Genomic DNA, 10,849 nt, shown 5'->3' on the forward strand with positions numbered 1-10,849 from the left:
TGGGGCACAGCGTGCCACGAGTCAGTCCACTCGCACCAGGGGCGTACGCGGCCCTCCCGCATCCCGTTCATCTCGCATACCACCAGTCCCTGACGTCACGGGGGATACTGCCGCCGTGACGCACGTACGCCTTCGCCATCCGTATCTGGACCACCCGGCTCCGATCCCCTTCGCGCACCGGGGAGGTGCCGCGGACGGGCTGGAGAACACGGCCGCGGCGTTCCGCCGGGCCGCCGAGGCGGGCTACCGGTACTTCGAGACCGATGTGCACGCCACGGCCGACGGCAAGCTCGTCGCCTTCCACGACTCCACGCTGGACCGGGTCACCGACGGCCGGGGGCGGATCGCCGAGCTGCCGTGGGCGCAGGTCCGCGAGGCCCGGGTGGGCGGCACCGAGCCCCTGCCGCTCTTCGCGGAACTGCTGGAGGAGTTCCCGGACGCCCGGTGGAACATCGACGTCAAGGCCGAGTCGGCGCTGTACCCGCTGGTCGACCTGATCTCGCGGTCCGGGATCTGGGACCGGGTCTGCGTGGGGTCCTTCTCTGAGGGCCGGGTGGCCCGCGCCCAGAAGATCGCCGGCCCGCGACTGGCGACCTCGTACGGCGTGCGCGGGGTGGTCGGGCTGCGGCTGCGCTCGTATGCCATCCCGGCGGCGCTGCGCGTCGGCGCGGTGGCGGCCCAGGTGCCGGAGACCCAGGCGGGCATCCGCGTGGTCGACCGGCGCTTCGTCCGGACCGCGCATGAGCGGGGCCTGCAGGTCCACGTGTGGACCGTGAACGAACCGGAACGTATGGAGGCTCTCCTCGACCTGGGTGTCGATGGCATCATGACCGACCACATCGACTTGTTGCGCGCGGTGCTGGACCGGCGCGGCGCCTGGGCCTGACCCGCTCCCGGCCGCCGCGGCGGGCGCGGCGGCCGTTGCGGTACGGGACCACCTAGGGGGACGACGAGTGAGCGTGGACAAAAGCAGCCGGGCCGGGGAAGCGGAACCGGGAGCGGAGGACGGCAGATCCACCGCGGCCGAGAAGGCCCCGGCGCCTTCGGCCGCCGAGCGCAAGCGCGAGCAGCGCGGCTGGTACTTCTACGACTTCGCCGTGTCGGTGTACTCGGCGAGCGTGCTGACGGTGTTCCTCGGGCCGTACCTCACCTCGGTGGCCAAGGCCGCCGCGGACGCCGAGGGCTTCGTGCACCCGCTGGGGATACCCGTGCGGGCCGGGTCCTTCTTCGCCTACTCGGTCTCGGCCTCGGTGATCCTGGCCGTCCTGCTGATGCCGATCGCGGGCGCGATCGCGGACCGGACGGGCCGCAAGAAGCCGCTGCTGGCGGTGGCCGCGTACACCGGGGCCGCGGCGACGACCGCGATGTTCCTCCTGGGCGGCGAGCGCTACCTGCTGGGCGGGTTCCTGCTGGTCGTGGCGAACGCCTCGCTGTCGGTGTCGATGGTGCTCTACAACGCCTACCTGCCACAGATCTCCACCCCGGACGAGCGGGACACCGTGTCCTCGCGCGGCTGGGCCTTCGGCTACACCGCCGGCTCTCTGATGCTGATCGCGAACCTGGCCCTCTACCTGGGACACGACTCCTTCGGCGTCTCCGAGGGGACCGCGGTGCGGATCTGCCTCGCGGCGTCGGGCCTGTGGTGGGGCGCCTTCGCGCTGATCCCGCTGCGCCGGCTGCGGGACCGGGCCGTGGTCCGGGAGCCGGGGGCGGGCGTGGCCGTCAGCGGCTGGAGGCAGCTGGTCGCCACCTTCAAGGACATGCGGCGCTATCCGCTGACCCTGTCGTTCCTGCTGGCGTACCTGATCTACAACGACGGCGTGCAGACGGTGATCTCCCAGGCCTCCATCTACGGCTCGGAAGAGCTGGAGCTGGACCAGGGCACCCTCATCGGGGCGGTGCTGCTGGTGCAGGTCCTGGCGGTCGGCGGGGCGCTGGGCATGGGGCGGCTGGCCCGGATCTACGGCGCCAAGCGGACGATCCTGGGCTCGCTGGCCGCGTGGGCGGTGACACTGGGGGTCGGCTACTTCCTGCCCGCCCGGACGCCGGTGTGGTTCTTCGTCCTCGCCGCCATGATCGGCCTGGTGCTGGGCGGCAGCCAGGCGCTGTCGCGCTCGCTCTTCTCGCACCTGGTGCCCGCGGGCAAGGAGGCCGAGTACTTCTCGGCGTACGAGATGAGCGACCGCGGTCTGAGCTGGGTGGGGCCGCTCGTCTTCGGCCTGACCTACCAGGTGACGGGCAGCTATCGGGACGCGATCATCTCGCTGGTGGCCTTCTTCGCACTGGGGTTCCTGCTGCTCGCCCGAGTGCCGGTGCGGCGCGCGGTGGAGGCGGCGGGCAATCCTGTACCGGAGCGGATCTGAGCCGGGTGCGCACCCGCTCCCGGTCCGGATCCACGAACGAATTCCGAACGGATTTAGACGTTGCGGCAAAGGGCCGGTAGTGTACGCCTTTGGCCTGCCAGGCGGACCGTTACTGCGCGCCAAAGAAGTCTAGACGTTGGGTGACATCTGCTGCCAGATGTGACAAAACGGGCACTGGTGGGTACAACAAGGGGCGGTACGACGGGCGACGCATCACCCGGAGCGGGAATCTATACCGCCGACCGGACGTTGACCGGATGACGACGACAGCGACACCTGTCCTGTGGGCGACAAAGCCCGGGAGGCACGATTCATGAGTGAGCGAGCTCTCCGCGGTACGCGCCTCGTGGTTACCAGCTACGAGACGGACCGCGGCATCGATCTGGCCCCGCGCCAGGCGGTGGAGTACGCATGCCAGAACGGACATCGTTTTGAGATGCCGTTCTCGGTTGAGGCAGAGATTCCGCCGGAGTGGGAGTGCAAGGCGTGCGGCGCCATGGCACTCCTGGTTGACGGGGACGGGCCCGAAGAGAAGAAGGGCAAGCCTGCGCGAACGCACTGGGACATGCTCATGGAGCGACGCACTCGCGAGGAGCTGGAGGAAGTGCTGGCCGAAAGGCTGGCGGTCCTGCGCTCCGGCGCCATGAACATTGCCGTGCATCCGCGGGACAGCCGCAAGTCCGCCTGACAGCCGGACGAACGCACAAGCCGAGGGGCCCCGCCACACATCGTGTGGCGGGGCCCCTCGGCGTGCTCCCTGCCCCCCTACGGCGCCAGGGGCGGGCGGTATGTGCTGTCCGGGCCGGGCTGCGGGCCCGGCCGGTCGTCCCGGATGACCTCACCCTGGACGACCTTGCCGTCGGGGTAGTGGATACGGGCCTGCTGGAAGGCGCCGCCGAAGCTGCCTGCGGAGGCCGAGGCCATCTTCCGCTCCAGGGAACGCGAGGCCCTGCGGCCGACCAGGGCCCGGACGGGCGGCAGCAGCAGGAGCAGGCCCGCCACGTCGGAGAGCAGGCCCGGCAGCATCAGGAGGAGCCCGGCCAGCATGGTCAGGCCGTTGCCCTGGCCCGGCTGCTGCGGGGTGGGCTGCACGCCCTGCTGCGCCTGCTGGAAGGTGTCCGTCAGGTTCTTGAAGGCCCGGCGCCCGGCGCGCTTGATGACCACCGCGCCCAGCACCAGTCCGCCGACGATCAGCGCGGCCACGGCCAGACCGCCGGCCGCTTCGGCGACCACGCCGAGCAGCCAGATCTCCAGGATCAGCCAGGCGGCGAGGGCCAGGGGGAGGAAGGTTCGGGCGGGCGAGCGCCGACGGGGAGCCGTCGGGGTGCCCGTTCGCAGGGATCCAGTGCCGGTCGTCATAGCACCCAGTGTGCCTGGGGCCGGATAAAAGTGTCCTCAGCCGGAGGGACGGGACACCCCCTAGGGTCTGTATCGGGTTGCCCCGTGCAGCAAGGAGCGGCGTTCGGTGCGTGCCCTCGGCGTGCGGGACGAATGTCCTCGTAGCGGAGCTACTAGGGCATGGCTCGTGCGCCGAGAGTGCGTGCCGGGCGTCGCGACGCCGCGGGGCAACTCGATACAGACCGTAGGGGGCCCGGCGCACCGGACGACCCGGGCCCGGCCTCGATCCGCCGGCCCCCCCAAGGGGCGGCCGGGCCCGACCGGGCGCGGATCAGGCCGTGCCGCCGCGCTTGCCGGGGTCCTTGCCGAGGAGCTTGGCCGCCTGGGTCTTGAGGCCCCACTGGGTGACCCGCCACAGGGCCTCCACGACGATGTCCTTGCTCATCTTGCTGTCGCCGAACTCACGCTCGACGAACGTGATGGGGACCTCCACCACGCGGAAACCCTTCTGCACGGCCCTGCGGGCCAGGTCCACCTGGAAGCAGTAGCCCGCGGAGGCCACCTCCTCCAGGCCCAGGCCCTCCAGGGTCTCGCGCCGGAAGGCGCGGTAGCCGCCGGTCACGTCCCTGATCGGGACGTCCAGCATCAGCCGGGAGTACGTGGAACCGCCGCGCGAGAGGAACTCCCGCGTCTTGGGCCAGTTGACGACACGGCCGCCCGGCACCCAGCGGGAGCCCAGGACCAGGTCCGCGCCGGCCAGCGCGGTCAGCAGGCGGGGCAGCTCCTCGGGCTGGTGCGAGCCGTCGGCGTCCATCTCGACGATGACGCCGTAGCCCTCCTCCAGGCCCCACACGAAGCCCGCGAGGTAGGCGGCGCCCAGGCCCTCCTTGCCCTTGCGGTGCAGGACGTGCACGTGGTCGTCACCGGCCGCGAGCTCGTCGGCGAGCTTGCCGGTGCCGTCGGGGCTGTTGTCGTCGGCGACCAGGATGTGGGCCTCGGGCACCGCCGCCCGGACACGGCCGACGATCAGCCCGATGTTCTCCGCCTCGTTGTAGGTCGGAATGATCACCAAGGCTGTACCGAGCGGCCCGTAGGCCCGCTGTCCGCCGTCGCTCACTGAGTCCCCTTTTGTGCTCGTGGCACGTCCTGTACGTCTGGTCGCAGAGGATGACTTTAGAACATCGGGCGCGGCCCGCCCCGGCGGTGCGGTGGCGGTGGGCCTCCCCGGCGGGCCCGGTCGGGTGATCGGGGCCCGCGGTCCTTCGGGCCGATCAGACTCCCGCTGGCTGCGGGCCGCCGTGACCGTTGTCTACTGGACCGCCGGACCCCGACCTGGGGCCACCCGCCGCCCGGCGAACCTTCCCTCGCCCCCGAGGCGCGGGCGCGCTGAGCAGACGGATCCGTCCGGCACGACGTCCTGTGGTGGACCCGGCCGAACCTATCCGGGTCTGAGTGCCCGCACCGAACCGAGGCCGACCGGATCACCCCTGTGGGCGTACGAATACCTCCCGCCCGCCGACGACCGTGGCGAGGCACACCGGCAGTTCGGATCCGGGGGTCAGATCGGGCAGTCCCGGGGTGCCCGAGCGGGGGTCGGTGGACCAGCGCGCCACCCGGTCGTCCGGTGCCTGGACGACCAGTTCGCCGGTCTGCCAGACCGCGTAGTCGGCCGGGGCGCCCGGGACGAGGATCCCCGCGTCGTCGCGGCCCAGCGCCCGCCAGCCGCCCCGGGTGTGGGCGGTGAAGGCGGCCCGCACCGACACCCGGTGCTCCGCGGTCCGGTGGAAGGCGGCCGCACGGACGGTGCCCCACGGGTCGAGCGGGGTCACCGGCGCGTCCGAACCGAAGGCCAGCGGCACCCCCGCCTTCAGCATGGCCGCGTACGGATTGAGCGTGCGGGCGCGGTCGGCCCCGAGCCGGTCGGCGTACATCCCGTCCTCGCCGCCCCAGGCCGCGTCGAACGCGGGCTGCACGGAGGCGGTGAGCCCCAGCTCCGCGAAGGCGGCGATGGTGGCCGGGGTCATCATCTCGGCGTGCTCGACCCGGTGCCGGGCCGCTCGGACCCGGGCCAGGCCGACCTTCTCGGCGGCCGCCCGGACACCCTCGACCACCGCGGTGATCGCCGCGTCGCCGATGGCGTGGAAGCCCGCCTGGAGCCCCTCCTCGGTGCAGGCCGCCACGTGCTCGGCGACGGCGGCCGCGTCCAGGTACTCCGTACCGGTGTGCGAGGCGTCGGCGTACGGGGCGTGCAGGCAGGCGGTGTGCGAACCGAGGGCGCCGTCCACGAACAGGTCGCCCGCGGCCCCGACGGCCCCCAGCTCCCTGGCCAGGTCCAGGTCCCGGTCGGCCCAGTAGCCGAACACGCGCGGCCCGGGGCGCTCGGCCGCCAGGGCGAGCAGGCTCGTGAAGTCCTCGGCGGAGGAGATGTCGGGCCCGCCGCACTCGTGCAGGGCACCGATACCCAGGGAGGCCGCCCGGTCCAGCGCGGCCCGCTGCGCCTCGGCGCGCTGGGCGGGGGTGACCGCGGCGAGCGCGGCACGCCGTACGGCGTGGTGGTCGCCGGCGGTCAGCGGCCGGTCCCCGTCGGGGCGCACCCCGGGGACCAGGTCGAGCAGGGCGGTGGTGACCACGGCCGAGTGGACGTCGATGCGGCTGAGATAGAGGGGACGGCCGCCGGCGGCCTCGTCGAGCTCGGCGCGGCGCGGGGCGCGGCGCTCGGGCCAGCGGGCGGCGTCCCAGCCGTGCCCGAGCAGCACCCGGTCGCCGGGCCGCCTCGCGGCGTACGCCCGTACCAGGTCCAGCGCGGCGGCCAGCGAGCCCGCTCCGGTGAGGTCCAGCCCGGTCAGGGCCAGACCCGCGGAGGTCGTGTGGACGTGGGCGTCGGTGAAAGCGGGCGTGACGAGCGCGCCGCCGAGATCGACGACCTCGTCGACACCCTGCGCGAAGGCGTCGGCCGCGCCTTCGGAGCCGACCCAGGCGATGTGGCCGCGTTCGACGACCATCGCCGTGGCGAAGGGGTCGGCGGGGCTGTGTACCTCGCCCCCGCGCAGGAGGACGGTTCTGGTCGGTGCTCCGGCGGCTTCGGCGGAGTGGGCGGTGCGGTCAGTCATGCCGACCAGTGTCCCGCGTCGCCCCACCCCTCCCGACCGCCGGGTACCCCCGGGGACACCACCGCGGGGTTACACGCGGGGCGGGCGCGCCTCGTAGGGGGTGGAGAGGACCACGGTCGTCCGGGTCGCGACGTGGGCGAGGGCGCGCAGCCGGCCCAGGAGGTCCTCCAGCTCCAGGGGCGTGGCGACGCGCACCTTGAGGATGTAGTTCTCGTCGCCCGCGACGCTGTGGCACGCCTCGATCTCGGGTACGCCGGCCAGCCGGTCGGCGATGTCGTCCGGGGCGCTCGGGTCGAAGGGCTTGACCGAGATGAATGCGGTCAGCGGCAGGCCGACGGCCTCCGGGTCGACCACGGCCGCGTAGCCGCGGATCACCCCGCGCTGTTCCAGACGGCGTACCCGCTGATGGACCGCCGACGTCGACAGTCCCGTGGCCTTGCCCAGATCCGTGTAGCTCATCCGCCCGTCCCGCACGAGCAGATCAACGATCTGGCGGTCCAGCTCCTCCATTGCGCTCATAGCCGCTCAACTTACGGCCAAAGGCACTCCAGGCCCAGTGCTGTCCGCCCACTGGAGGCATCTGCGCCAGGCATGTGACCAAGGCCACAGGGGTATGCAGGGGGAGGCCGGTCTCTTGTGGTTACTCGTGACGCTCGACGGGAAATGGTTGCTGTGGCCGAGGCCGAAGTACCAGCCCGCCCGGCCCACCCAAGGGGGAGTACATCCATGCCGAACAGCAAGCGCGCCGGTCGCACCGAACCGGAGCCTCTCGAACAGCTCGACTCCGGGGACGACGCCTACCCCGGGGACGGCGAATACCTCGACGACAGCGGGGGGTTCGAGATCCACCACGCGATCTGCCCCGACTGCGGCCAGTCGATCGCCCTCGTCGCCGACGAGGAGTACCTGCCGCAGCACGCGCTCTGCCTGACCCCGTGGAACCCCTTCGGGCTCACCGTGTGCGCCGGTACCGGCCGGCCCGCCGCCGACGCCCTCCCCTCCGTCGGCACGCTCCAGCCGTCCGAGGCGCAGGAACTCGACCCCATCGCCCTGTCGGCCCTGCCCCAGGGCCTGGACTGGCGTACGCAGCCGTTCTCGCACGTCGGCGGGCCTGGCTCGCGCCCGATCGGTGTCGTGCGCCCGGTCCTGCCGCAGCCGCAGGCGCAGACGCGCCAGCAACACGCGCAGGCGGCCTGAGCACCGGGAGCGCCTCAGCGCTCCGCCGGTCCCGCGCCGCCCGTCCGCTTCCCGCGGCCCTGCTCCGCTACCAGTACGTTCCCTGCACCATGGCGGCCAGGCTGGCGTGGTGCAGGATCAGGCCGTCCGAATCCCCCGGGACCTCGACCTCGCCGAAGTGGACCTGCCGGTAGGCGATGCGCAGCATCACGATCGCGTGCCGCAGAGCGGCGTAGAGGGTGTGGAACTCCATGTCCCGCGGGGTATGGCCGGTCAGTTCGGCGTAGCGGCGCTCCAGGTCGTCGCGGCGCAGGAAGTCCGGCAGGCCGGGCTGGCCGAAACTCACGGTGAGGTCCTGGAAGAACCGGTGGAGGTAGACGCTCCAGCCGAGGTCCACCTCGCGCGGGGCGTACGCCGCCATCTCCCAGTCCAGGACCGCCACCGGTGTGAAGCCGTCGTAGACGACGTTGCCGATGCGGGCGTCGCCCCAGTTCAGGACGGCGGGGCCCTCGTCGGCGGGCCACAGCTCCTCCAGGCGGGCGAAGGCCCGCTCGATCAGCGGGGACGGCGCGAGTCGGTCCACCACCCAGGCGTAGTAGGCGCGTTGGGCGTCCACGTGCCGGCGCAGCGGGCCGCCCTCACCCTCGGGCAGAAGGAACTCGGCCTCCTTGGCGGGGAACTGGTCGTGCAGCCGGGCCAGCAGCGAGATGCTCGCCTCCTGCAGCGCACGGCGTTGGGCGTCCGTCGCCGCGTGCAGCCAGTTGCCCTCGTAGGTGTAGGGCATGACGTCGGGCGGGACCCGGCCCTCTGCGCGGGCCATCACGAAGAACGGCGCCCCCAGCGGCCCGGGGTCCTCCTCCAGCCACTGCACGCGCGGGACGGGCAGGTCGGTGTGCTCGGCGACGAGGCTCATCACGCGGTGCTGGCGCGGCATGTCGTACGTCGGGAAGACGGTGTAGGCCGCCGGGTCGGCGGCGAGCCGCAGCGCGCAGGCACGCAGCGGGGTGTCCGGGTGCTCTATGTCGAAAAGCAGGGTCTCGCTGGACATCCCGTTCGAGCCGGGGACGGCGACGTTGGTGACCTTCGCCCCGGGGAGCCGGGTGTCGAGCCATGCGGCAAGGCGGCGGACGAGCTCCTCGGGCTCTCGGGTGGAGGTGCGCGGACGTGGTGCGGCTGCCATGGATACCCCTTCGCTCGGACCTGGACCTGCGGGGACTGACCGGCGGGGACTGACCGACGGGGCTTTACGGGGCGACGGAGGAGTGGTCGGCGAAGCCGCTCGGGTCGTGGCGGCCGAAGCTGCCGTGTTCGAAGATGCCGTGCCCGGTCTGCCCGTCGAGCGTGAAGCGGGCCGAGTGGTCGGTGACCCCGAAGGCGGCCATGGGGTGGGCGGCGGGGTGGGAGAGGTCGTAGACGCGCCGGTCGCTCCAGCCGCGGCCCTGCCAGGTGCCGTGCTGCCAGTCGCCGGCGGGCGGGTAGCCGGCGCCGACGGCGAGCGGGGAGGAGTTCAGTATCTCCACGCCCAGTTCGAGGGGTTTGCGGGACGGGTCGGTGAGGTGGACGACGGCGCTCTGGGGGTGCCGACTGCCGGGGCGGTAGCGGATCTCGGTGTGCGGCCAGCCGAGTTGGACGTCCGCGCGTCCGCTGTCCTCGGGGAAGACCTGCACGGCCTCGTTCAGGGTGCGGTGGCCGTCGGCGTCCTCCTGTGCGATGACCATGACGAAGCGGTCCGCGAACCGGACCGGTATCCAGAGCCAGTGGAAGCCGTCGGGGCGGTACTCCTCGGCCGCCCGGCCGCCTTCCTCACCGGGGATCGGCCGTACGCCCCAACTCCGGTCCCGCGTACCGGTCCACTCCCCCGCCGTCAGGGTGGAGTCCTCACCCTTGGCGCGGATCGTGCCGGTGACGTTGCCGGCCTGGACGAAGCGGCGCCCTTCCAGCATGAGGCGGTCGCCGCGCCGCTGGATGTGGTGGGGCTCCCACACTGCGGGGAACTCCGCGGTCCAGGTGATGTCGTACGAGAGCCCGTGCGGGTCGTCGGAGTCGGGGGCGCAGCGCAGCGTGAGCTGCTTGAGCGGCACGTCGACGACGATCGAGAGGGGTCCGACCGAGAGGTTCATCCGGTCGTCGGTGAGGGCGTCGGAGGCACGGACCGCGAGGAGCTCGTCTCCGATGCGGAGGGTGGCGTAGGCGTCGATGACGCCGGCGTTGGGGTAGACGCCGAGGCCGAGGACCAGGAGCGCGCGCCCGGCGTGGTCGAAGACGTGGAAGATGCACCGGTCGTAGGCGTTCCGGTCGCCGCTGACGAGGTGCTTCATCGACAAGGGAGCCTGGTGGATGGGGTATTCGTCAAGTGCGACGGGCCGGTCTACGGGCACGGCGGACCTCCGGGGCGGCTGACATGGGCGGCAGGCACGGGGGTTGGCATGGGGCGGCGCGGGCGGATATGACGGTACGTCAGAATCACCTACGGGGGCCAGCCTTCCGGCACGGCCTGACAGGAGGGCACGCAGCGGCGGGGCTTCGGGGTGGGGCTTCGGAGAGCGGGAGACGCGGGGGGGGGCGGGCACGGGAGGCGCGGGGCGGCTCCGGACGGCGGGAGGCACTCGGGCGGGCCCGGAAGGGCGCGGCGGGAGCTTCGCGAGGCGGCGTCCGCGTCGGGCAGGATCAGAGATGTCCCGGGGGCTTCCCGTGGAGGTGCCGCGGAGGTGACGGCGCCGGGGGTGGGGGGGGGGGGGGCCCCCCCCCCCCCCCCCCCCCCCCCCCCCCCCCCCCGGCGCCCCCCGGCCCCCCCCCCCCCCCCAACCCCCCCCCCCCCCCACCGCCCCCGCCCCGCCCAGCGCGGCCGCCGGGGCCCGCCGC

10 protein-coding genes are annotated in these 10,849 nt (G+C 72.8%); 4 read left to right on the forward strand and 6 right to left on the reverse strand.

The window, feature by feature from the left end; genetic code table 11:
• Window positions 1-115 precede the first annotated feature (115 nt).
• The 3 genes from ACFWFZ_RS15125 (at window position 116) to ACFWFZ_RS15135 (ending at window position 3,051) form a co-directional block, all read left to right on the forward strand.
• On the forward strand, window positions 116-886 hold the full coding sequence (locus ACFWFZ_RS15125; RefSeq protein ID WP_387122092.1) for a glycerophosphodiester phosphodiesterase: 771 nt from the start codon (window positions 116-118) through the stop codon (window positions 884-886).
• Window positions 887-953: 67 nt separating this feature from the next.
• Window positions 954-2,363, forward strand: a complete 1,410-nt coding sequence (locus ACFWFZ_RS15130) for an MFS transporter (RefSeq protein WP_387122095.1) — start codon at window positions 954-956, stop codon at window positions 2,361-2,363.
• Between the two features lie 313 nt (window positions 2,364-2,676).
• Window positions 2,677-3,051: an RNA polymerase-binding protein RbpA gene (locus tag ACFWFZ_RS15135; protein WP_007262928.1), complete on the forward strand. Its 375-nt coding sequence runs from the start codon at window positions 2,677-2,679 to the stop codon at window positions 3,049-3,051.
• Window positions 3,052-3,128: 77 nt separating this feature from the next.
• Here ACFWFZ_RS15135 and fxsA read toward each other — a convergent pair whose 3' ends face one another.
• The 4 genes from fxsA to ACFWFZ_RS15155 all read right to left on the reverse strand — a co-directional run bounded on the left by fxsA (window position 3,129) and on the right by ACFWFZ_RS15155 (window position 7,321).
• The gene (gene fxsA, locus ACFWFZ_RS15140; protein ID WP_387122097.1) at window positions 3,129-3,722 is read right to left on the reverse strand and encodes an FxsA family membrane protein; all 594 of its coding nucleotides are present in this window, start codon (window positions 3,720-3,722) and stop codon (window positions 3,129-3,131) included.
• A 310-nt stretch (window positions 3,723-4,032) separates the two neighbouring features.
• The gene (locus ACFWFZ_RS15145) at window positions 4,033-4,818 is read right to left on the reverse strand and encodes a polyprenol monophosphomannose synthase (protein WP_387122100.1); all 786 of its coding nucleotides are present in this window, start codon (window positions 4,816-4,818) and stop codon (window positions 4,033-4,035) included.
• A 364-nt stretch (window positions 4,819-5,182) separates the two neighbouring features.
• Window positions 5,183-6,811, reverse strand: coding sequence for an amidohydrolase (locus ACFWFZ_RS15150; protein ID WP_387122103.1), 1,629 nt, complete (start codon window positions 6,809-6,811; stop codon window positions 5,183-5,185).
• Between the two features lie 69 nt (window positions 6,812-6,880).
• Window positions 6,881-7,321 carry an Lrp/AsnC family transcriptional regulator gene (locus ACFWFZ_RS15155; protein WP_030030904.1) on the reverse strand — a complete coding sequence of 147 codons (441 nt, stop codon included), beginning with the start codon at window positions 7,319-7,321 and terminating at the stop codon, window positions 6,881-6,883.
• A 216-nt stretch (window positions 7,322-7,537) separates the two neighbouring features.
• On the opposite strand from ACFWFZ_RS15155, the gene ACFWFZ_RS15160 reads away from it, so the two are divergent.
• On the forward strand, window positions 7,538-8,008 hold the full coding sequence (locus ACFWFZ_RS15160; RefSeq protein WP_387122106.1) for a hypothetical protein: 471 nt from the start codon (window positions 7,538-7,540) through the stop codon (window positions 8,006-8,008).
• Between the two features lie 67 nt (window positions 8,009-8,075).
• On the opposite strand, the gene ACFWFZ_RS15165 is transcribed toward ACFWFZ_RS15160, so the two are convergent.
• The gene (locus ACFWFZ_RS15165; protein WP_387122109.1) at window positions 8,076-9,167 is read right to left on the reverse strand and encodes a phosphotransferase family protein; all 1,092 of its coding nucleotides are present in this window, start codon (window positions 9,165-9,167) and stop codon (window positions 8,076-8,078) included.
• Between the two features lie 64 nt (window positions 9,168-9,231).
• A complete protein-coding gene (locus ACFWFZ_RS15170; RefSeq protein WP_387122112.1) occupies window positions 9,232-10,305 on the reverse strand; it encodes a hypothetical protein in 1,074 nt (357 codons plus the stop codon).
• Between the last annotated feature and the right edge of the window lie 544 nt (window positions 10,306-10,849).

It is taken from the genome of Streptomyces sp. NPDC060232, assembly GCF_042726555.1.
Lineage (GTDB): Bacteria > Actinomycetota > Actinomycetes > Streptomycetales > Streptomycetaceae > Streptomyces.